Source organism: Shewanella sp. NKUCC05_KAH (genome assembly GCF_019345585.1).
Taxonomy (GTDB): Bacteria; Pseudomonadota; Gammaproteobacteria; order Enterobacterales; family Shewanellaceae; genus Shewanella; species Shewanella oncorhynchi.
This window is the reverse complement of record NZ_JAHKQZ010000031.1, coordinates 13,335-32,979: the sequence shown is the minus strand read 5'-3', so window position 1 is coordinate 32,979 and position 19,645 is coordinate 13,335. Positions and strand designations below refer to the sequence as shown.

Annotated in this window: 27 protein-coding genes; all 27 read left to right on the top strand. The window is 46.6% G+C overall.

Annotation, left to right across the window (positions count from 1 at the left end; genetic code table 11):
- Nucleotides 1–31 precede the first annotated feature (31 nt).
- The 27 genes from rpoC (at nucleotide 32) to secY (ending at nucleotide 19,627) form a co-directional block, all read left to right on the top strand.
- The gene (gene rpoC / locus KO533_RS21275; RefSeq protein ID WP_105251033.1) at nucleotides 32–4,249 is read left to right on the top strand and encodes a DNA-directed RNA polymerase subunit beta'; all 4,218 of its coding nucleotides are present in this window, start codon (nucleotides 32–34) and stop codon (nucleotides 4,247–4,249) included.
- 179 nt (nucleotides 4,250–4,428) lie between these two features.
- Nucleotides 4,429–4,803 carry a 30S ribosomal protein S12 gene (gene rpsL, locus KO533_RS21270; RefSeq protein WP_006083605.1) on the top strand — a complete coding sequence of 125 codons (375 nt, stop codon included), beginning with the start codon at nucleotides 4,429–4,431 and terminating at the stop codon, nucleotides 4,801–4,803.
- A gap of 81 nt (nucleotides 4,804–4,884) precedes the next feature.
- The gene (gene rpsG, locus KO533_RS21265; protein ID WP_011787570.1) at nucleotides 4,885–5,355 is read left to right on the top strand and encodes a 30S ribosomal protein S7; all 471 of its coding nucleotides are present in this window, start codon (nucleotides 4,885–4,887) and stop codon (nucleotides 5,353–5,355) included.
- A 78-nt stretch (nucleotides 5,356–5,433) separates the two neighbouring features.
- A complete protein-coding gene (gene fusA, locus KO533_RS21260) occupies nucleotides 5,434–7,530 on the top strand; it encodes an elongation factor G (RefSeq protein ID WP_006083603.1) in 2,097 nt (698 codons plus the stop codon).
- A 72-nt stretch (nucleotides 7,531–7,602) separates the two neighbouring features.
- On the top strand, nucleotides 7,603–8,787 hold the full coding sequence (tuf, locus tag KO533_RS21255) for an elongation factor Tu (RefSeq protein WP_105251028.1): 1,185 nt from the start codon (nucleotides 7,603–7,605) through the stop codon (nucleotides 8,785–8,787).
- Between the two features lie 334 nt (nucleotides 8,788–9,121).
- The gene (gene rpsJ / locus KO533_RS21250; RefSeq protein WP_006083601.1) at nucleotides 9,122–9,433 is read left to right on the top strand and encodes a 30S ribosomal protein S10; all 312 of its coding nucleotides are present in this window, start codon (nucleotides 9,122–9,124) and stop codon (nucleotides 9,431–9,433) included.
- 30 nt (nucleotides 9,434–9,463) lie between these two features.
- Nucleotides 9,464–10,102 carry a 50S ribosomal protein L3 gene (gene rplC / locus KO533_RS21245; protein ID WP_006083600.1) on the top strand — a complete coding sequence of 213 codons (639 nt, stop codon included), beginning with the start codon at nucleotides 9,464–9,466 and terminating at the stop codon, nucleotides 10,100–10,102.
- 17 nt (nucleotides 10,103–10,119) lie between these two features.
- Nucleotides 10,120–10,725, top strand: a complete 606-nt coding sequence (gene rplD / locus KO533_RS21240) for a 50S ribosomal protein L4 (RefSeq protein WP_113941598.1) — start codon at nucleotides 10,120–10,122, stop codon at nucleotides 10,723–10,725.
- Complete coding sequence (rplW, locus tag KO533_RS21235; protein WP_025008843.1) at nucleotides 10,725–11,027, top strand: 50S ribosomal protein L23; 303 nt, start codon at nucleotides 10,725–10,727, stop codon at nucleotides 11,025–11,027. The genes rplD and rplW overlap by 1 nt, the downstream gene beginning before the upstream one ends.
- A gap of 16 nt (nucleotides 11,028–11,043) precedes the next feature.
- On the top strand, nucleotides 11,044–11,868 hold the full coding sequence (gene rplB, locus KO533_RS21230) for a 50S ribosomal protein L2 (RefSeq protein ID WP_006083597.1): 825 nt from the start codon (nucleotides 11,044–11,046) through the stop codon (nucleotides 11,866–11,868).
- A 14-nt stretch (nucleotides 11,869–11,882) separates the two neighbouring features.
- The gene (rpsS, locus tag KO533_RS21225; RefSeq protein WP_006083596.1) at nucleotides 11,883–12,161 is read left to right on the top strand and encodes a 30S ribosomal protein S19; all 279 of its coding nucleotides are present in this window, start codon (nucleotides 11,883–11,885) and stop codon (nucleotides 12,159–12,161) included.
- 15 nt (nucleotides 12,162–12,176) lie between these two features.
- Entirely contained in the window at nucleotides 12,177–12,509 is a 333-nt protein-coding gene (gene rplV, locus KO533_RS21220; RefSeq protein ID WP_006083595.1) for a 50S ribosomal protein L22, read from the top strand.
- A 9-nt stretch (nucleotides 12,510–12,518) separates the two neighbouring features.
- Nucleotides 12,519–13,211: a 30S ribosomal protein S3 gene (gene rpsC, locus KO533_RS21215; RefSeq protein ID WP_006083594.1), complete on the top strand. Its 693-nt coding sequence runs from the start codon at nucleotides 12,519–12,521 to the stop codon at nucleotides 13,209–13,211.
- 11 nt (nucleotides 13,212–13,222) lie between these two features.
- A complete protein-coding gene (rplP, locus tag KO533_RS21210) occupies nucleotides 13,223–13,633 on the top strand; it encodes a 50S ribosomal protein L16 (RefSeq protein ID WP_006083593.1) in 411 nt (136 codons plus the stop codon).
- The gene (gene rpmC, locus KO533_RS21205; RefSeq protein WP_006083592.1) at nucleotides 13,633–13,824 is read left to right on the top strand and encodes a 50S ribosomal protein L29; all 192 of its coding nucleotides are present in this window, start codon (nucleotides 13,633–13,635) and stop codon (nucleotides 13,822–13,824) included. The genes rplP and rpmC overlap by 1 nt, the downstream gene beginning before the upstream one ends.
- Nucleotides 13,824–14,072 (top strand): 30S ribosomal protein S17, encoded by a 249-nt coding sequence (gene rpsQ, locus KO533_RS21200; RefSeq protein ID WP_006083591.1) that lies wholly within the window; start codon nucleotides 13,824–13,826, stop codon nucleotides 14,070–14,072. The genes rpmC and rpsQ overlap by 1 nt, the downstream gene beginning before the upstream one ends.
- Before the next feature lie 180 nt (nucleotides 14,073–14,252).
- Nucleotides 14,253–14,621, top strand: a complete 369-nt coding sequence (rplN, locus tag KO533_RS21195; RefSeq protein WP_006083590.1) for a 50S ribosomal protein L14 — start codon at nucleotides 14,253–14,255, stop codon at nucleotides 14,619–14,621.
- 11 nt (nucleotides 14,622–14,632) lie between these two features.
- Entirely contained in the window at nucleotides 14,633–14,947 is a 315-nt protein-coding gene (gene rplX, locus KO533_RS21190) for a 50S ribosomal protein L24 (protein WP_006083589.1), read from the top strand.
- A gap of 12 nt (nucleotides 14,948–14,959) precedes the next feature.
- Nucleotides 14,960–15,499 carry a 50S ribosomal protein L5 gene (gene rplE, locus KO533_RS21185; RefSeq protein ID WP_006083588.1) on the top strand — a complete coding sequence of 180 codons (540 nt, stop codon included), beginning with the start codon at nucleotides 14,960–14,962 and terminating at the stop codon, nucleotides 15,497–15,499.
- A 10-nt stretch (nucleotides 15,500–15,509) separates the two neighbouring features.
- Nucleotides 15,510–15,815 carry a 30S ribosomal protein S14 gene (gene rpsN, locus KO533_RS21180; RefSeq protein ID WP_006083587.1) on the top strand — a complete coding sequence of 102 codons (306 nt, stop codon included), beginning with the start codon at nucleotides 15,510–15,512 and terminating at the stop codon, nucleotides 15,813–15,815.
- Between the two features lie 24 nt (nucleotides 15,816–15,839).
- Nucleotides 15,840–16,232 carry a 30S ribosomal protein S8 gene (rpsH, locus tag KO533_RS21175; RefSeq protein WP_006083586.1) on the top strand — a complete coding sequence of 131 codons (393 nt, stop codon included), beginning with the start codon at nucleotides 15,840–15,842 and terminating at the stop codon, nucleotides 16,230–16,232.
- Between the two features lie 10 nt (nucleotides 16,233–16,242).
- Nucleotides 16,243–16,776 carry a 50S ribosomal protein L6 gene (gene rplF, locus KO533_RS21170; protein WP_105251036.1) on the top strand — a complete coding sequence of 178 codons (534 nt, stop codon included), beginning with the start codon at nucleotides 16,243–16,245 and terminating at the stop codon, nucleotides 16,774–16,776.
- A 10-nt stretch (nucleotides 16,777–16,786) separates the two neighbouring features.
- Nucleotides 16,787–17,137, top strand: coding sequence for a 50S ribosomal protein L18 (gene rplR, locus KO533_RS21165; protein WP_006083584.1), 351 nt, complete (start codon nucleotides 16,787–16,789; stop codon nucleotides 17,135–17,137).
- Between the two features lie 11 nt (nucleotides 17,138–17,148).
- Nucleotides 17,149–17,652, top strand: coding sequence for a 30S ribosomal protein S5 (rpsE, locus tag KO533_RS21160; RefSeq protein ID WP_006083583.1), 504 nt, complete (start codon nucleotides 17,149–17,151; stop codon nucleotides 17,650–17,652).
- 6 nt (nucleotides 17,653–17,658) lie between these two features.
- A complete protein-coding gene (gene rpmD / locus KO533_RS21155) occupies nucleotides 17,659–17,841 on the top strand; it encodes a 50S ribosomal protein L30 (RefSeq protein ID WP_006083582.1) in 183 nt (60 codons plus the stop codon).
- A gap of 3 nt (nucleotides 17,842–17,844) precedes the next feature.
- Nucleotides 17,845–18,279 carry a 50S ribosomal protein L15 gene (gene rplO / locus KO533_RS21150; protein ID WP_006083581.1) on the top strand — a complete coding sequence of 145 codons (435 nt, stop codon included), beginning with the start codon at nucleotides 17,845–17,847 and terminating at the stop codon, nucleotides 18,277–18,279.
- Between the two features lie 7 nt (nucleotides 18,280–18,286).
- On the top strand, nucleotides 18,287–19,627 hold the full coding sequence (gene secY, locus KO533_RS21145; RefSeq protein WP_007644459.1) for a preprotein translocase subunit SecY: 1,341 nt from the start codon (nucleotides 18,287–18,289) through the stop codon (nucleotides 19,625–19,627).
- The last annotated feature ends 18 nt before the right edge of the window (nucleotides 19,628–19,645 follow it).

Below are 19,645 nucleotides of genomic sequence, written 5' to 3'. Positions count from 1 at the left end.
GCACCCGGTTTAACTCCTTCAGGAGAGAAACGTGAAAGACTTATTAAAGTTTCTGAAACAGCAAAGCAAGACTGAAGAATTTAACGGCATCAAAATTGGTCTGGCATCGCCTGATCTGATCCGTTCTTGGTCTTTTGGTGAAGTTAAGAAGCCAGAAACCATCAACTACCGTACCTTCAAGCCTGAGCGTGAAGGTCTGTTCTGTGCGCGTATCTTTGGCCCAGTCAAAGATTACGAATGTTTGTGCGGTAAGTACAAACGTTTGAAGCACCGTGGTGTTATTTGTGAAAAGTGTGGCGTTGAAGTAACCCAAACTAAAGTACGTCGTGAGCGTATGGGTCACATCGAACTGGCTAGCCCAGTTGCGCACATTTGGTTCTTAAAATCACTGCCGTCACGTATTGGCTTAATGCTGGATATGACGCTGCGTGATATCGAACGCGTACTGTATTTTGAATCATTTGTCGTGATCGAGCCTGGCATGACCAGCCTTGAACGTGGCCAAATGCTGACAGAAGAAACTTATCTGGATGCATTAGAAGAATACGGTGATGAGTTCGAAGCTAAAATGGGTGCCGAAGCAGTACTTGAACTGTTACGTGCTATCGATTTAGCGAAAGAAATCGAACAAATGCGTGAAGAATTGCCTTCAATCAATTCTGAGACTCGTCGCAAGAAAGTGACTAAACGTCTTAAGTTGATGGAAGCATTCTACACTTCAGGCAACAAGCCTGAGTGGATGATCTTAAAAGTACTGCCTGTGTTACCACCTGACTTACGTCCGTTGGTTCCGCTCGATGGCGGCCGCTTCGCGACTTCAGATCTTAACGACCTGTATCGCCGCGTGATCAACCGTAACAACCGTTTGAAGCGTCTGTTAGATTTAGCTGCGCCAGACATTATCGTACGCAACGAAAAGCGTATGTTACAAGAGTCTGTTGATGCGCTATTAGATAACGGTCGTCGTGGTCGTGCTATTACCGGTTCTAACAAGCGTCCTCTGAAATCTTTGGCTGATATGATCAAAGGTAAGCAAGGTCGTTTCCGTCAGAACTTGTTGGGTAAGCGCGTTGACTATTCTGGTCGTTCGGTAATTACCGTAGGTCCTACTCTACGTCTGCACCAATGTGGTCTTCCTAAGAAGATGGCACTGGAACTGTTCAAGCCATTCATCTATGGCAAGCTAGAAGGTCGTGGCTTAGCTACTACTATCAAAGCGGCTAAGAAGATGGTTGAGCGTGAAGTAGCGGAAGTTTGGGACGTTCTGGATGAAGTGATCCGCGAACATCCAGTGATGCTCAACCGTGCACCAACACTGCACAGACTGGGTATCCAAGCGTTCGAACCTGTACTGATTGAAGGTAAAGCGATCCAGTTACACCCACTCGTTTGTGCGGCATACAACGCCGACTTCGACGGTGACCAAATGGCGGTACACGTACCGTTAACACTGGAAGCGCAGCTTGAAGCCCGTGCCCTGATGATGTCTACCAACAACATCCTGTCACCAGCCAACGGCGAGCCTGTTATCACCCCGTCTCAAGACGTGGTATTGGGCCTGTACTATACCAGCCGTGAGCGTATTAACGGCCGTGGTGAAGGTATGGCATTTATGTCTGTTGCTGAAGTTGAAAAAGCTTACGCAACTGGCGCTGCTGAACTGCATGCCCGCGTTAAAGTTCGTATCACTGAAACCATTATTGGTGACGATGGTGAGCGCACTGAACAACGCCGTATCGTTGATACGACTGTGGGTCGTGCTTTGCTGTCACTTATTCTGCCAGCAGGTTTGTCATTTGATCTGGTTAACCAGAACATGGGCAAAAAGCAGATCTCTAAACTGTTGAACACCTGTTATCGTCAACTGGGTCTGAAAGATACTGTTATCTTCGCTGACCAATTGATGTATACCGGTTTCCGTTTTGCAACCATCTCTGGTGCCTCTGTCGGTATCGATGACATGGTTATTCCAGACGAGAAATACACCTTAGTTGCTGATGCAGAAGCGGAAGTTCTTGAAATTCAAGAGCAGTTCCAATCTGGTCTAGTCACAGCCGGTGAGCGTTACAACAAAGTTATCGATATCTGGGCAAGTGCCAACGAAAAAGTTTCTAAAGCTATGATGGAAAACCTGTCAACTGAGACAGTGATTAACCGTGATGGCGTTGAAGAGAAACAAGCCTCGTTTAACAGCATCTATATGATGGCTGACTCAGGCGCTCGTGGTAGTGCCGCACAGATCCGTCAGTTGGCGGGTATGCGTGGTCTGATGGCTAAGCCAGACGGCTCAATCATCGAAACGCCAATTACCGCTAACTTCCGTGAAGGTCTAAACGTACTCCAGTACTTTATTTCTACTCACGGTGCGCGTAAAGGTCTAGCCGATACGGCATTGAAGACAGCGAACTCGGGTTACCTGACTCGTCGTCTTGTAGACGTTGCACAAGATTTAGTGGTTATCGAAGACGATTGTGGTACTCACGAAGGTCTAACCATGAAACCGCTGATTGAAGGTGGTGATGTGGTTGAGCCGTTACGTGAACGCGTACTGGGTCGTGTGGTTGCGATTGATGTGTTCTATCCAGGCACTGAAGACGTATTAGCACCACGTAACACGCTACTCGACGAAGCATGGTGTGACAAGTTAGAAGAGCATTCAATCGACGAAGTGATTGTACGTTCTGTTATTTCTTGTGATACCGATTTCGGTGTGTGTGCAGCCTGTTACGGTCGTGACTTGGCTCGTGGTCATATTATTAACCACGGTGAAGCCATCGGTGTTGTGGCAGCACAATCTATCGGTGAACCAGGTACACAGTTAACGATGCGTACGTTCCACATCGGTGGTGCGGCATCTCGAGCGTCTGCAGAAAACAATGTCCAAGTGAAAAACTCGGGTTCATTGAAACTGCATAATGCTAAGCATGTTACTAATAGTGACGGCAAACTGGTTATCGTTTCTCGTTCTTCTGAACTGGCTGTTATTGACGAGCTGGGTCGTGAGAAAGAGCGTTATAAAGTGCCATACGGTACTGTGCTCGAGAAACTAGAAGAAGCGGCTGTTGAAGCGGGCGATGTTATCGCTAACTGGGATCCACATACTCACCCAATCATTTCTGAAGTGGCGGGTAGTATCAAGTTCGTAGACATGATTGACGGTGTCACTATGACACGTCAAACAGACGAACTAACGGGTCTGTCATCAATCGTGATCCTTGACGTTGGTCAGCGTGGTACTGCGGGTAAAGAAATGCGCCCAATGATCCGTCTGCTTGGCGCTAATGGTGCTGACTTGATGATCCCAGGTACTGAAGTGCCAGCACAATACTTCTTACCAGGTAGTGCGATCGTTAACTTAGAAGATAACGCGCAAATCAACGTGGGTGACGCATTAGCTCGTATTCCTCAGGAATCGTCTAAAACACGCGACATCACCGGTGGTCTGCCACGCGTTGCTGACTTGTTCGAAGCGCGTAAGCCAAAAGAGCCTGCTATTCTGGCGGAAATCTCTGGTACCATCTCGTTTGGTAAAGAGACCAAAGGTAAGCGTCGTTTGGTGATTACACCTGCTGATGGCGGCGATCATTATGAAGAGATGATCCCTAAGTGGCGTAACTTAAACGTGTTCGAAGGTGAAAAAGTCGAACGTGGTGAAGTTATCGCTGACGGTCCAGAAGCTGCGCACGACATTCTGCGTCTTCGTGGTATCCACAACGTAGCAAACTACATTGTGAACGAAGTACAGGACGTTTACCGTTTGCAAGGCGTGAAGATCAACGATAAGCATATCGAAGTGATCATCCGTCAGATGCTGCGTAAGTGTCTTATCACTTCTGCCGGCGACACTGACTTCCTCGAAGGGGAACAAGCTGAAGTGTCACGCGTGAAGATCGCTAACCGCGAACTGATCGCCCAAGGTAAAGTGCCTGCGACCTTTGAACGTGAGCTACTGGGTATTACTAAAGCATCTCTGGCAACAGAATCCTTTATCTCAGCAGCATCGTTCCAAGAAACCACGCGCGTACTGACCGAAGCCGCCGTAGGTGGTAAGAGCGATCAATTACGTGGTCTGAAAGAAAACGTTATCGTTGGCCGACTGATCCCAGCTGGTACTGGTTACGCTTATCACAAGACTCGTAATGAAGCGCGTGCGAAGAAAAACGAACCTGTGGTAGTGAACAAGATCACTGCAAGTGAAGCCGAACAGAACTTGGCCGATCTCTTAAACTTGGCTGGTAGCCAAGATTAAGTAATAAGTTTGTTATAAAAAGGCGCCTATGGCGCCTTTTTTCTTGTAATATGCCGCAAAAGTTGGCTATTTCTTGACAGTCAGGCATTACCTTTCTAAAATTCCGCGTCCCACCATTGTGGGATATAGATTTTTCACACCTTATCGTTGAGTTTGATTCAACTGACTCGGAGCTATACATGGCAACTGTAAACCAGTTGGTACGTAAGCCACGCGCGCCAAAAGTCGACAAGACTAACGTGCCTGCGTTGAATGCGTGCCCGCAAAAACGTGGTGTTTGTACACGTGTGTACACTACTACCCCTAAAAAACCTAACTCTGCACTACGTAAAGTAGCTCGTGTGCGTCTAACTAACGGTTTCGAAGTTACTTCGTACATCGGCGGTGAAGGCCACAACCTGCAGGAACATAGCGTGATCTTAATCCGTGGTGGTCGTGTTAAAGACTTACCAGGTGTGCGTTATCACACTATTCGTGGCGCATTAGACTGTGCAGGCGTGACTTCACGTCGCCAAAGCCGTTCTAAATACGGTGCTAAGCGTCCTAAGTCTTAACTTATCCGTTAAGTAAGGCCAAGCTAGTTTTATTTTGAGAATTCCAGTTTTGGAAATCCCTGAAGCATACGGAGAATTGTTATGCCAAGACGTCGCGTTGTAGGACAACGTAAAATCCTACCAGATCCAAAGTTTCACAGTGAGTTGCTGGCTAAGTTCATCAACGTCATTATGCAAGACGGCAAAAAGTCGACTGCAGAAAAAATTATTTACAAGGCACTAGATGTTGTCGCTGAAAAGAAAAGCGAAAACCATTTAGTTATCCTTGAAGCAGCCCTGGACAACGTTCGCCCATCAGTCGAAGTTAAATCTCGTCGCGTTGGTGGTTCTACGTACCAGGTACCATGTGAAGTTCGTCCTGTGCGTCGTAACGCACTGGCGATGCGCTGGTTAGTTGAAGCTGCTCGTAAGCGTGGTGAAAAATCTATGGCTTTACGTCTGGCAGGTGAAATGCTGGATGCGTCTGAAAACAAAGGTACTGCTGTTAAGAAGCGTGAAGACGTGCATCGCATGGCTGAAGCTAACAAAGCCTTTGCTCATTACCGTTGGTAATATGATGGTGTGGGCTTAGGCCCACACCATAGTTGTTGATATTGCCAAGACTTAGGTCTTGGTGGAGAGGGTATAATCGTGGCTCGTACAACCCCAATTGAGCGTTATCGTAATATCGGTATTTGTGCTCATGTTGACGCAGGTAAAACCACCACAACAGAACGTGTTCTGTTCTATACCGGTTTGTCTCATAAAATCGGTGAGGTGCATGACGGCGCCGCTACCACAGACTGGATGGTTCAAGAGCAAGAGCGTGGTATCACTATCACCTCGGCTGCGGTAACCACATTCTGGCGTGGTATGGATGCTCAATTCACTGAACACCGCATCAATATCATCGATACCCCTGGTCACGTTGACTTTACTATTGAAGTTGAACGGTCTCTGCGCGTCCTCGACGGTGCTGTTGTCGTTTTCTGTGGTTCATCTGGTGTTGAACCTCAGTCTGAAACAGTGTGGCGTCAAGCTGATAAATATCGCGTTCCACGTTTGGTATTTATCAACAAGATGGACCGTGCAGGTGCAGACTTTGAACGTGTAGTGAAGCAAATTAGAACTCGTCTTGGAGCCACTTGTGTGCCTATTCAATTGAATATTGGTGCAGAAGAAAACTTCAAAGGCGTGATCGACTTAATCAAGATGAAAGCAATTAACTGGAATGAATCAGACCAGGGTATGACTTTCACTTATGAGGAGATCCCTGCAGAGTTAGCGGCTAAAGCGGCTGAAATGCATGAGTATCTGGTTGAAGTGGCAGCCGAATCTTCGGATGAACTGATGGATAAGTACCTTGAAGAAGGCACGCTATCAGAAGACGAAATTAAAAAGGCGCTACGTCAGCGTACTATAAATAATGAAATCGTTTTAGCGACTTGTGGTTCTGCATTTAAGAACAAAGGCGTTCAAGCGGTACTTGATGCGGTTATTGAATTCTTGCCAGCGCCAATTGATGTGCCTCCAATTAAGGGCATCGATGAGAACGACCAAGAAGTAGAACGCCCATCAGATGACAATGCGCCTTTTGCTGCATTGGCATTTAAGATTGCTACAGATCCATTCGTAGGAACTTTGACCTTTATTCGCGTGTACTCAGGCGTACTCGAATCAGGTTCGGGCGTTTACAACTCTGTCAAACAGAAGCGTGAACGCGTAGGTCGCATGGTGCAAATGCACGCAAACGATCGCACTGAACTGAAAGAAGTCCGTGCTGGTGATATCGCAGCGGCGATTGGTCTAAAAGAAGTGACTACGGGTGATACGCTTTGTGATAACGATCATAGAGTGATCTTGGAACGTATGGAGTTCCCAGAGCCAGTAATTACCATTGCCGTTGAGCCTAAGTCAAAAGCCGATCAGGACAAAATGGGTATCGCGTTGCAAAAACTTGCAGCGGAAGATCCATCATTCCGAGTTGAAACTGACGAAGAATCATCACAAACTCTGATTTCGGGTATGGGTGAGTTACACTTAGACATCATCGTAGACCGTATGCGTCGCGAATTCGGTGTTGAATGTAACGTAGGTAAGCCACAAGTGGCCTACCGCGAAACTATCCGAGCATCAGTAGAAGCTGAAGGTAAATTTGTACGCCAATCAGGTGGTCGTGGACAATTCGGTCACGTTTGGTTAAAACTAGAGCCTAATGAAGAAGGCGCTGGTTACGAATTTGTCAATGCAGTTGTGGGAGGTGTGATTCCTCGTGAATTCATTCCTGCGGTTGATAAAGGTATCCAAGAACAGATGAAGAATGGCGTTCTCGCTGGCTTCCCTGTGTTGGACGTGAAGGTCACTCTGTTCGACGGTTCATATCATGATGTGGACTCGAATGAGATGGCGTTCAAAATTGCAGGTTCTATGGGCTTCAAAAAGGGTGCGCTTGAAGCGAATCCGGCGTTGCTCGAACCTTGCATGAAAGTAGAAGTAACTACCCCTGAAAATTATATGGGTGACGTCGTTGGTGATTTAAACCGTCGTCGTGGCTTGATTGAAGGGATGGATGATGGCTTTGGTGGCATCAAAATAGTCCATGCTGTAGTGCCTCTTTCTGAAATGTTTGGTTATGCAACTGATTTGCGCTCTGCTACACAGGGTCGCGCTTCATACTCTATGGAGTTCTTGAAGTACTCTGATGCACCGCAAAACATTGCAAAAGCGATTATTGAATCTCGTAGCTAATATCCAGTTACGACATAAATGTTATTATGGTCCAGCACTGACTGGACTATTCTGAAAAGAAAGGAATATATCGTGGCAAAAGCTAAATTTGAACGTATTAAGCCTCACGTAAACGTGGGCACCATTGGTCACGTTGACCATGGTAAAACCACACTGACTGCAGCTATCTCTCACGTACTGGCTAAGACCTACGGTGGCGAAGCTAAAGACTTCTCTCAAATCGATAACGCTCCAGAAGAGCGTGAGCGCGGTATTACGATCAATACCTCTCACATCGAATATGACACGCCTTCACGTCACTACGCACACGTAGACTGCCCAGGCCACGCTGACTATGTTAAAAACATGATCACTGGTGCTGCACAGATGGACGGCGCGATTCTAGTAGTTGCCTCTACAGACGGTCCAATGCCACAGACTCGTGAGCACATCCTGCTTTCTCGTCAGGTTGGCGTACCTTTCATTATCGTGTTCATGAACAAATGTGACATGGTAGATGACGAAGAGTTACTGGAATTGGTTGAAATGGAAGTGCGTGAACTTCTGTCAGAATACGATTTCCCAGGTGATGATTTACCAGTAATCCAAGGTTCAGCTCTGAAGGCCCTAGAAGGTCAACCAGAGTGGGAAGCTAAGATCCTTGAATTAGCCGCAGCACTGGATTCTTACATTCCAGAACCACAACGTGATATCGATAAGCCGTTCCTACTGCCAATCGAAGACGTATTCTCAATTTCAGGCCGTGGTACAGTAGTTACTGGTCGTGTTGAGCGTGGTATTGTTAAAGTGGGTGACGAAGTTGAAATCGTTGGTGTTCGCACAACGACTAAAACAACGTGTACTGGTGTAGAAATGTTCCGTAAACTGCTTGACGAAGGTCGTGCAGGCGAGAACTGTGGTGTGTTATTACGTGGTACTAAGCGTGATGACGTAGAACGTGGTCAAGTATTGGCTAAACCAGGTTCAATCAACCCACACACGACTTTTGAATCAGAAGTTTATGTTCTGTCAAAAGAAGAAGGCGGACGTCACACTCCATTCTTCAAAGGCTACCGTCCACAGTTCTACTTCCGTACAACTGACGTAACCGGTACTATCGAACTGCCAGAAGGCGTAGAGATGGTAATGCCTGGCGACAACATCAAAATGGTAGTGACTCTGATTTGCCCAATCGCGATGGACGAAGGTTTACGCTTCGCAATCCGTGAAGGTGGTCGTACAGTTGGTGCTGGTGTAGTAGCTAAAATCATCGCTTAATTGCGATAGAAATTAGTTTGAAAAGGAAGCTTCGGCTTCCTTTTTTGTTTGAGGGCTGGTTTTATTCACAAATTTGTGTAAAATGCTCGCCACTCTGAAGTTAAATAGTTATTTGATGACTATTTACACAGCGGGCTTGATATCCGGATTTAGATAGGTATAATGGCCCCCTCGTCGACTTAGGTTGACGAATTAAATGATTAGTCGCTGAAGTTAATCATTATCATAGCGGCTCCGATTGGGAGTCGAACGGTTAAATCATCTCGCTCTGCTTTTCTATATTGAAGAAGCTAGAGGGTGATTTTTTATATGTCCATTTTAGGAGCTCTGGTCAATGCAGAACCAAAGAATCCGTATCCGCTTAAAGGGATTTGATCATCGCTTAATTGATCAGTCTACAGCGGAAATCGTTGAAACTGCTAAGCGTACAGGCGCGCAGGTTCGTGGTCCAATTCCACTACCTACTCGCAAAGAGCGTTATACCATTTTGATCTCTCCGCACGTTAATAAAGATGCTCGTGACCAGTACGAATTACGTACACACAAGCGCCTGGTTGACATCGTAGAGCCAACTGAAAAGACTGTTGACGCGTTAATGCGTTTAGATCTTGCGGCTGGTGTCGACGTACAGATTAGCTTGGGTTAATTGAGATCCTAGTAAGAAGAGGTTTGAGAGATGGCTATCGGTCTTATTGGTCGTAAAGTTGGTATGACTCGCATCTTCACTGAAGATGGTGTTTCAATACCAGTTACTGTAATTGAAGTTGCAGGCAACCGTGTTACTCAAGTGAAAACTTTAGAAACTGACGGCTACCGTGCACTTCAAGTTACAACTGGCACCAAAAAAGCCAATCGCATCACTAAACCAGAAGCAGGTCACTTTGCCAAGAGCGGCGTTGAAGCCGGTCGTGGTTTGTGGGAAATGCGTTTGGTAGACGGTGAAGGCGAGGGCATTGAAGTTGGTGCTGAGCTAAATGTTGATATTTTCGCAGACGTAGCGAAAGTTGATGTTACTGGTCAATCAAAAGGTAAAGGCTTCCAAGGCGGCGTTAAGCGTTGGAACTTCCGTACTCAAGATATGACTCACGGTAACTCTTTGTCGCACCGCTCGAATGGTTCTATCGGTCAGAACCAAACGCCTGGTCGCGTATTCAAAGGCAAAAAAATGTCAGGCCATATGGGTGCCGAGCGTGTTACTACTCAAAATCTAGTTGTTGTTCGTGTAGATGTTGAGCGTAACCTGCTACTAGTCCGTGGCGCTGTTCCTGGCGCTACCAATGGCGACTTGATTATCAAGCCTGCCGTTAAAGCTTAAGGTCTGAGGAGATAGTAATGGAATTGGTATTGAAAGACGCGCAAAGCGCTCTTGAAGTTTCCGAAACTACCTTCGGCCGTGACTTTAACGAGGCACTGGTTCATCAGGTAGTTGTAGCATACGCTGCAAACGCGCGTCAGGGCACTCGTGCTCAAAAGACTCGTGCGGAAGTAACTGGCTCAGGCAAAAAGCCTTGGCGCCAAAAAGGAACTGGCCGTGCTCGTGCTGGTTCTGTTAAAGGCCCAATCTGGCGTGGCGGTGGCGTAACATTCGCTGCTAAAACCCAAGATCACAGCCAAAAAGTTAACAAAAAGATGTACCGCGGCGCGCTGAGAAGCATTCTGTCTGAATTGGTACGTCAAGAGCGTTTGGTTATTGTTGAATCTTTCGGTGTTGAAGCTCCTAAAACTAAAGAGCTGAAAGCTAAATTGAAAGCAATGAACCTTGAAGACGTTCTGATTGTGACTGCAGAAGTTGATGAGAACTTATTCTTAGCAGCTCGTAACCTGTACAAGGTTGACGTTCGTGATGTAGCGGGTCTAGACCCAGTGAGTCTGATCGCCTTCAACACTGTGCTTGTGACTGCTGACGCAGTGAAGCAAATCGAGGAGATGCTAGCATGATGATCCGCGAAGAACGTTTGCTAAAAGTTATTCTCGCTCCACATATCTCTGAAAAGAGCACTGTGAACGCTGAGAAGCACAACACTGTTGTTTTCCGCGTAGCTATCGATGCAACTAAAGCTGAAATTAAAGCTGCTGTTGCTAAGCTATTTGAAGTTGAAGTTGATTCAGTTCGCACTTTAGTGAGCAAAGGCAAAACTAAACGCACTGGTGGCCGTACTGGTCGTCGTAGCGATTGGAAAAAAGCCTATGTGACTCTAGCTGCTGGTGCTGACATCGATTTCGTCGGCGGCGCTGAGTAAGCAAAGGAGAATTATCATGGCAGTTATTAAGTGTAAGCCAACCTCTCCAGGTCGTCGCCACGTAGTTAAAGTGGTGAACACTGACCTGCACAAGGGTAAACCTTTTGCTGGCTTGTTGGCGAAAAAATCTAAAAGTGGTGGCCGTAACAATACTGGCCGTATCACTGTCCGTCACGTAGGTGGTGGTCATAAGCAGCATTATCGTCTAATCGACTTCAAACGCGATAAAGATGGTATCCCTGCAAAGATTGAGCGTCTGGAATACGATCCAAACCGTACTGCTAACATCGCGTTAGTATTGTATGCGGATGGTGAGCGTCGTTATATTCTTGCTGCCAAAGGCATGCAAGCTGGCGATAAGATCCAGTCTGGTGTTGCTGCCGAGATCAAAACCGGTAACGCTATGCCACTGCGCAACATCCCAGTAGGTTCTGTAGTTCACGCAGTTGAAATGAAGCCTGGTAAAGGTGCTCAGATCGCTCGTTCTGCAGGTGCTTATGTACAAGTTGTTGCTCGTGATGGCGCATATGCCACTCTACGTCTTCGCTCTGGCGAAATGCGTAAAGTGCCAGTTGATTGCCGCGCGACATTTGGTGAAGTTGGTAATGCCGAACACATGCTACGCCAGTTAGGTAAAGCAGGTGCTAAGCGCTGGAGAGGCATACGTCCTACAGTGCGTGGTGTTGCAATGAACCCAGTAGACCATCCACACGGTGGTGGTGAAGGCCGTACTTCTGGTGGTCGTCACCCAGTGACTCCATGGGGTGTGCCAACTAAGGGTTATAAAACTCGTAGTAACAAGCGCACTGACAAGTACATCGTACGTCGTCGTAATAAATAGTAAGAGGATTCGCCATGCCACGTTCTCTCAAGAAAGGTCCCTTCATTGACCTGCACTTGCTGAAGAAGGTAGAGAAAGCGATGGAAGCCGGTGACAAAAAGCCTATTAAGACTTGGTCACGTCGCTCTATGATCATTCCAAATATGATTGGTTTGACCATCGCTGTCCATAATGGTCGTCAGCACGTTCCTGTGTTCGTAACTGACGAAATGATCGGCCACAAACTTGGTGAATTTTCACCAACTCGCACTTATCGCGGCCATGCTGCAGATAAGAAAGCGAAGAAGCGTTAATACGGGAGGAATAAGATGGAAGTTTTAGCTAAACATCGTTTTGCCCGTACGTCTGCGCAGAAGGCCCGTCTGGTTGCTGATCAAATTCGTGGATTGCCTGTTGCTAAGGCCCTCGAAATTTTGACTTTCAGCCCCAAGAAAGCCGCCGTACTGGTTAAAAAAGTACTTGACTCAGCTATCGCAAACGCCGAACACAACGAAGGCGCGGATATTGATGAGCTTAAAGTCGGAGCCGTCTTCGTAGATGAAGGCCCAACTATGAAGCGTATCATGCCACGTGCTAAAGGCCGCGCTGATCGTATCATGAAGCGTACCAGCCACATTACTGTGGTTGTATCAGATCGCTAGGAGAGAGCAATGGGACAGAAAGTACATCCTAATGGTATCCGTCTGGGTATCACCAAGCCTTGGATCTCTACCTGGTACGCAGATAAATCAGATTACGCAAGTAACCTGAACAGCGACTGGGAAGTGCGTAAGTTTCTTGTAGAGAAATTACAAGCTGCTTCAGTATCTAAGATTGTTATCGAGCGTCCAGCGAAAAGCATCCGCGTTACCATTCACACTGCCCGTCCAGGTGTTGTGATCGGTAAGAAAGGTGAAGACGTTGAAGTATTGCGTGCTGCAGTGTCAAAACTTGCTGGCACTCCTGCTCAAATTAACATCGCTGAGATCCGTAAACCTGAGCTAGATGCCAAGTTAGTTGCTGACTCAATTGCACAGCAATTAGAGCGTCGCGTAATGTTCCGTCGTGCTATGAAGCGCGCAGTTCAAAACGCAATGCGTATTGGTGCTCAAGGTATCAAAGTACAAGTTAGTGGCCGTTTAGGCGGAGCTGAGATTGCGCGCGATGAGTGGTATCGTGAAGGTCGTGTACCTTTACATACTTTGCGTGCTGATATCGACTATTCTACATCTGAAAGTCACACCCAATACGGTGTGATTGGCGTTAAAGTTTGGATCTTCAAAGGTGAAGTTCTAGACGGAATGCTGCCACAGATTGAAGAGCCGAAGCAGCAGCAACCTAAGCGCAAGCCTCGTGGTAAATAGGAGAGCCGGCAATGCTGCAACCTAAACGTATGAAGTTTCGCAAGATGTTCAAAGGCCGCAACCGCGGTCTAGCGAACGGTACCGAAGTTAGCTTTGGTACTTTTGGTCTGAAAGCAGTCGGCCGTGGCCGTTTAACTGCACGTCAGATCGAATCTGCACGTCGTGCCATGACACGTCACATTAAGCGTCAGGGACAAATTTGGATTCGAGTTTTCCCGGACAAGCCGATTACCTCTAAGCCTCTTGAAGTGCGTATGGGTAAAGGTAAAGGTAACGTTGAATACTGGGTATGTCAGATTCAACCTGGTAAGGTTCTTTATGAGATGAATGGTGTTTCTGAAGTGATCGCTCGTGAAGCGTTTGCTTTGGCTGCTGCCAAGCTTCCAATTAAGACTACCTTCGTAACTAAGACGGTGATGTAATGAAAGCGAGCGAACTGAGAGAAAAGAGCGTTGAAGAACTGAACGCTGAACTACTTGGTCTGCTGCGTGAGCAGTTCAACCTGCGTATGCAACACGCCACTGGTCAGTTGACTCAGACTAATCAACTGAAATTGGTGCGCCGTAACATTGCGCGCGTTAAGACCATTATTACTTCTAAGGCGGGTGCATAATGTCTGATAAAATCCGTACTTTGCAGGGTCGTGTAACTAGCAACAAAATGGACAAGTCCATTACTGTTGCTATCGAACGCCAAGTGAAACACCCAATTTATGGGAAATACATTAAGCGTACGACAAAGATCCATGCACATGACGAAACGAATCAGTGCAATGAAGGCGATTTAGTAGCGATTCGCGAATGTCGTCCTTTGTCTAAGACTAAGTCTTGGACCCTGGTTGAAGTAGTATCAAAGGCCTAAGTTAATTAGGTATTTAGGTAAACGGCTCCAGAATGTGGGGCCGTTTGTTTTTTAATACTATACATTCCACTTTTATGGTGTTATATTTGCGCGCCATTTTTGACTAAATTAATAGCAAAAATGAGTGTTTTTATTGTCCCATAGTGGGAATTGTGTAGTAACGATAGCGGAGCACTTAAAATGATCCAAATGCAATCGACTCTTGACGTTGCTTGTAACAGCGGCGCACGCAGAGTTCAGTGTATTAAGGTCTTGGGTGGCTCTCATCGTCGTTATGCCGGTATCGGCGACATCATCAAAGTTTCTGTTAAAGAAGCGATTCCTCGCGCTAAAGCGAAGAAAGGCGATGTGTATAACGCGGTGGTAGTCCGTACTAAGAAAGGCGTACGTCGTCCAGACGGTTCTGTCATTCGCTTCGATCGGAATGCAGCTGTTCTTTTGAACAACAACCTGCAGCCGATTGGTACTCGTATCTTTGGACCAGTGACACGTGAATTGCGTAATGAGCAATTTATGAAAATTGTCTCGCTGGCACCAGAAGTACTGTAAGGAGCTTCAAAATGGCAGCTAAAATACGTCGTGAAGACGAAGTGATTGTATTAGCAGGTAAAGACAAGGGTAAACGTGCAAAAGTTTCTCAAGTCCTTCCTACTGGTAAATTGATTGTTGAAGGCATCAATCTTGTCAAAAAACACCAAAAGCCAAACCCACAATTGGGCGTAGCTGGCGGTATTGTTGAGAAAGAAGCACCGATACAAGCATCAAATGTAGCGATTTTCAACTCTGCCACTGGCAAAGCTGATCGCGTTGGTTTCCGCTTTGAAGACGGCAAAAAAGTTCGTTTCTTCAAATCGAACAGTGAACTCGTTAAGTAATTGGAGTAAACGATGGCGAAACTGCATGATAAATACCAAGAGACTGTTGTCGCTGAACTTGCTAAAAAGTTCGGTTATACCAGTGTCATGCAAGTCCCTCGGATTGAGAAAATCACCCTGAACATGGGTGTTGGCGAAGCTGTTGCAGACAAGAAAATCATGGACCATGCTGTCCGTGATATGACTGCAATCGCTGGTCAAAAGCCAGTTGTGACTGTAGCTCGTAAGTCAGTTGCTGGTTTTAAAATCCGTGAAGGCTACCCTATTGGCTGTAAAGTGACCCTACGCGGTGAGCGTATGTGGGAATTCTTAGAGCGTTTAGTCGATATCGCAATCCCACGTATTCGTGACTTCCGTGGCTTAAGCGCTAAAGCGTTTGACGGCCGTGGTAACTACGCAATGGGCGTGCGTGAGCAGATCATCTTCCCAGAAATCGATTACGATAAAATCGATAAGATTCGTGGTATGGATATTGTTATCACTACTACTGCGAAGAATGATGAAGAAGGTCGTGCTTTGTTAGACGCTTTTAACTTCCCATTCAAGAAATAAGGGTAGCGTAATGGCAAAAACATCAATGAAAGCACGTGAAGCTAAACGTGCACAGCTCGTGGCCAAGTACGCTGAAAAGCGTGCGGCTCTTAAGACTATCATTGCAAGTCCAGCTTCTTCTGACGAAGATCGTTGGGATGCGGTTCTTAAGCTGCAAGCTCTACCACGTGATTCCAGCGCTGCGCGTCAACGCAATCGTTGTAATCAAACTGGTCGCCCTCATGGCTTCTTACGTAAATTCGGCTTAAGCCGTATCAAATTACGTGAAGCAACCATGCGTGGTGAAGTTCCTGGCCTGCGTAAGGCCAGCTGGTAAGCACTTGTCACGGAGTAAGCTAATATGAGCATGCAAGATCCTATTGCGGATATGTTAACCCGTATTCGTAACGGCCAAGCTGCTAACCACGTATCAGTGAAGATGCCTTCAGCTAAGTTGAAAGTCGCAATTGCGAAACTACTTAAAGATGAAGGTTATATTGCTGATTACGCCGTAGCAGATGAAGCCAAGCCTGAACTGGAAGTTACTTTAAAGTATTTCCAAGGCCAACCAGTCGTTGAGACTATCCAGCGTGTAAGTCGCCCTGGTCTTCGTATTTACAAAGGTAAAAACGAACTTCCAAAGGTGATGGGCGGTCTGGGTGTCGCAATTGTGTCCACTTCTAAAGGCTTGATGACTGATCGTGCCGCCCGCCTTGCAGGCATGGGTGGCGAGGTTATCTGCTACGTAGCTTAAGGAGCTAGGAATGTCTCGTGTAGCAAAAGCACCAGTATCTATTCCAGCTGGCGTAGAGGTGACCTTGAACGAACAGACCCTTACCGTCAAAGGCGGAAAAGGTAGTCTGACTCGAGTGATCAACAATGCGGTCAATGTTGTTATTGAAGCCGGCGTAGTTAAGTTCCTCCCTGTTGAAGGCGTTGTTAACGCTTGGGCACAGGCTGGTACAACTCGTGCATTAGTAAACAACATGGTTGTTGGTGTATCTCAAGGTTTTGAGCGTAAGTTAAAGTTAGTTGGCGTTGGTTACCGTGCGAAACTCGTCGGTGCTGATATCGACCTTACTTTAGGTTTCTCTCATCCGTTAGTACACAAACTGCCCGCAGGCGTTACTGCAGAGTGCCCTAGCCAAACTGACATCGTCCTACGTGGCGTTGATAAACAGTTAATTGGCCAAGTCGCTGCTGAGATTCGCGGATACCGTCCACCAGAGCCATACAAAGGCAAAGGTGTTCGCTATGACGACGAAGTAGTACGCCGTAAAGAGGCTAAGAAGAAGTAGGTAACGCGATATGGATAAGAAAACATCTCGCTTACGTCGCGCTACTCGCGCTCGTAAGAAGATCCAAGAGCTGGGCGTGAACCGTCTGGTTGTACATCGTACACCGCGTCACATTTATGCTCAGGTGATCAATCCTGAAGCTCAGGTGTTGGCAGCTGCTTCAACCGTAGAAAAAGCGGTTAAAGAGCTACTGAAGAGTACCGGTAACGTAGACGCAGCGAAAGCAGTAGGTAAATTTGTTGCTGAGCGCGCGATCGAAAAAGGCGTAACTTCAGTTGCGTTCGATCGTTCTGGTTTCAAGTATCACGGTCGTGTAGCTGCTTTAGCAGATGCAGCTCGTGAAGCTGGCCTGAAGTTCTAAGGGGTTATAAAATGGCTAAATTAGAAGCTCAGCAAAAAGACGATCTGCAAGAGAAATTAATTGCAGTTAATCGTGTTTCTAAAGTAGTTAAGGGCGGTCGTATCTTTAGCTTCACAGCACTGACAGTAGTGGGTGACGGTAACGGTAAGATTGGCTATGGCTATGGCAAAGCACGTGAAGTTCCAGCCGCGATTCAAAAAGCGATGGAAAAAGCTCGTCGTAACATTGTGACCGTTGAGTTGAATGCAGGTACTCTGCATCACCCAGTTAAAGGTCGTCATACTGGTTCTCTTGTGTACATGCAACCTGCATCACAAGGTACTGGTATTATTGCCGGTGGCGCAATGCGTGCCGTATTGGAAGTAGCAGGCGTGCATAACGTTCTGTCAAAAGCATACGGTTCTACTAACCCGATCAACATCGTTCGCGCGACTGTCGATGCATTGGTGCACATGAAGTCACCTTCGCAAATCGCAGCTAAGCGTGGCCTGAATGTTGACGAAATTCGGGGGTAATGCACCATGGCAACTAAAACTGTAAAAGTTACTCAAACTAAAAGCGGTATCGGTCGTTTACCGAAGCACCGTGCAACCCTAACGGGTCTTGGTTTGCGTCGCATTGGTCACACTGTTGAATTAGAAGATACTCCTTCTGTTCGCGGTATGATCAACAAGGTCTACTACATGGTTAAGGTGGAGGATTAATAGATGCGTTTAAATACTCTATCTCCAGCTGCAGGCTCTAAGCATGCACCAAAGCGTGTAGGCCGTGGTATGGGCTCAGGTCTAGGTAAAACAGCGGGTCGTGGTCATAAAGGCCAAAAGTCTCGCTCTGGTGGCGGTGTACGCCCAGGATTCGAAGGTGGTCAAATGCCACTGAAAATCCGTTTACCTAAATTTGGTTTTACCTCGCGTCGCGCTATGGTAACAGCTGAAGTTCGTGTACTCGAACTGGCAAAAGTTAACGGTGATGTTATCGACTTAAACGCTCTGAAAGATGCGAACGTAATAACTCGCAACATCCAGTTTGCGAAAATTGTTCTTTCAGGTACCATTGAGCGCCCTGTGACTGTTAAAGGTCTGAAGGTAACCAAAGGTGCACGTGCAGCTATTGAAGCTGCCGGCGGTAAGATCGAGGAATAATACGTCGATGGCAAAACCAGGACTTGATTTAAAAAGCGCGAAAGGTGGACTTTCAGAATTGAAAGCTCGCCTCCTGTTCGTGATTGGTGCGATTATCGTCTTTAGAGCCGGTTCGTTTGTGCCAATTCCTGGTATTGACGCAGCTGTATTAGCAGAGCTGTTTGCTCAGCAAAGTGGAACCATCCTTGGCATGTTTAACATGTTCTCGGGTGGTGCCCTTGAGCGTGCCTCTATCTTTGCATTAGGTATTATGCCGTACATTTCGGCATCGATTATCATGCAACTGTTGACTGTCGTACATCCTGCACTCGCTGAATTGAAAAAGGAAGGCGAATCAGGACGTAAGAAAATCAGTCAATATACCAGATGGGGTACCTTAGTGCTGGGTACATTCCAGTCGGTCGGTATTGCAACCGGGTTACCAAACTTAGTGCCAGGCCTTGTGGTCAACATTGGATTTGGATTCTACTTTGTTGCGGTTGTGAGCTTAGTGACAGGAACTATGTTCCTTATGTGGCTAGGTGAGCAAATTACCGAACGTGGTATAGGTAATGGTATCTCGATTTTGATTTTCGCAGGTATTGTTGCTGGATTACCTTCCGCTATCGGCCAAACGGCTGAGCAGGCGCGTCAAGGTGACTTGAATGTGTTAGTATTGTTGTTGCTCGCGGTAATTGTGTTTGCAGTGACTTATTTTGTAGTGTTTGTGGAACGTGGTCAGCGTCGTATCGTCGTTAACTATGCTAAGCGCCAGCAAGGCCGTAAGGTGTTCGCTGCGCAAAGTACCCATCTACCGCTGAAAATAAACATGGCAGGTGTTATTCCGCCAATTTTTGCGTCAAGCATCATTTTGTTTCCTGGAACACTGGCTCAGTGGTTCGGTCAAAATGAGTCCATGTCATGGTTGAGTGATTTTTCACTGGCTGTGTCACCTGGACAACCGCTTTACTCATTATTATATGCAACAGCGATTATCTTTTTCTGTTTCTTCTATACTGCGTTGGTGTTTAACCCACGTGAAACAGCAGATAACTTGAAGAAGAGTGGTGCATTCATCCCTGGGATCCGTCCTGGAGAACAGACTTCGCGTTACATTGATAAAGTTATGACCCGTTTGACATTGGCAGGCGCGTTATACATAACCTTTATCTGCTTAATTCCGGAGTTCATGTTAATTGCGTGGAAAGTACAGTTCTATTTCGGCGGTACTTCACTACTAATTATGGTAGTCGTAATCATGGACTTCATGGCTCAGGTTCAGACGCATATGATGTCTCATCAGTATGAGTCTGTGATGAAGAAAGCTAACCTAGTTAACAAAGCGAATTTAGATCGCTTTGGTCGCTAAGTAGCTTTACGGAGTGAT

Coding starts and splice junctions, on each gene's coding strand:
- rplD (WP_113941598.1), top strand. CDS start 10,120: ATGGAATTGGTATTGAAAGACGCGCAAAGCGCTCTTGAAGTTTCCGAA.
- rplP (WP_006083593.1), top strand. CDS start 13,223: ATGCTGCAACCTAAACGTATGAAGTTTCGCAAGATGTTCAAAGGCCGC.
- rpsH (WP_006083586.1), top strand. CDS start 15,840: ATGAGCATGCAAGATCCTATTGCGGATATGTTAACCCGTATTCGTAAC.
- rplC (WP_006083600.1), top strand. CDS start 9,464: ATGGCTATCGGTCTTATTGGTCGTAAAGTTGGTATGACTCGCATCTTC.
- rplE (WP_006083588.1), top strand. CDS start 14,960: ATGGCGAAACTGCATGATAAATACCAAGAGACTGTTGTCGCTGAACTT.
- rpmC (WP_006083592.1), top strand. CDS start 13,633: ATGAAAGCGAGCGAACTGAGAGAAAAGAGCGTTGAAGAACTGAACGCT.
- rpmD (WP_006083582.1), top strand. CDS start 17,659: ATGGCAACTAAAACTGTAAAAGTTACTCAAACTAAAAGCGGTATCGGT.
- rpsS (WP_006083596.1), top strand. CDS start 11,883: ATGCCACGTTCTCTCAAGAAAGGTCCCTTCATTGACCTGCACTTGCTG.
- rpsJ (WP_006083601.1), top strand. CDS start 9,122: ATGCAGAACCAAAGAATCCGTATCCGCTTAAAGGGATTTGATCATCGC.
- rplB (WP_006083597.1), top strand. CDS start 11,044: ATGGCAGTTATTAAGTGTAAGCCAACCTCTCCAGGTCGTCGCCACGTA.
- rplO (WP_006083581.1), top strand. CDS start 17,845: ATGCGTTTAAATACTCTATCTCCAGCTGCAGGCTCTAAGCATGCACCA.
- rplF (WP_105251036.1), top strand. CDS start 16,243: ATGTCTCGTGTAGCAAAAGCACCAGTATCTATTCCAGCTGGCGTAGAG.
- rpsQ (WP_006083591.1), top strand. CDS start 13,824: ATGTCTGATAAAATCCGTACTTTGCAGGGTCGTGTAACTAGCAACAAA.
- rplX (WP_006083589.1), top strand. CDS start 14,633: ATGGCAGCTAAAATACGTCGTGAAGACGAAGTGATTGTATTAGCAGGT.
- rplV (WP_006083595.1), top strand. CDS start 12,177: ATGGAAGTTTTAGCTAAACATCGTTTTGCCCGTACGTCTGCGCAGAAG.
- rpsC (WP_006083594.1), top strand. CDS start 12,519: ATGGGACAGAAAGTACATCCTAATGGTATCCGTCTGGGTATCACCAAG.
- secY (WP_007644459.1), top strand. CDS start 18,287: ATGGCAAAACCAGGACTTGATTTAAAAAGCGCGAAAGGTGGACTTTCA.
- rpsG (WP_011787570.1), top strand. CDS start 4,885: ATGCCAAGACGTCGCGTTGTAGGACAACGTAAAATCCTACCAGATCCA.
- rpsN (WP_006083587.1), top strand. CDS start 15,510: ATGGCAAAAACATCAATGAAAGCACGTGAAGCTAAACGTGCACAGCTC.
- rpsE (WP_006083583.1), top strand. CDS start 17,149: ATGGCTAAATTAGAAGCTCAGCAAAAAGACGATCTGCAAGAGAAATTA.
- rplW (WP_025008843.1), top strand. CDS start 10,725: ATGATCCGCGAAGAACGTTTGCTAAAAGTTATTCTCGCTCCACATATC.
- rplR (WP_006083584.1), top strand. CDS start 16,787: ATGGATAAGAAAACATCTCGCTTACGTCGCGCTACTCGCGCTCGTAAG.
- rplN (WP_006083590.1), top strand. CDS start 14,253: ATGATCCAAATGCAATCGACTCTTGACGTTGCTTGTAACAGCGGCGCA.
- rpsL (WP_006083605.1), top strand. CDS start 4,429: ATGGCAACTGTAAACCAGTTGGTACGTAAGCCACGCGCGCCAAAAGTC.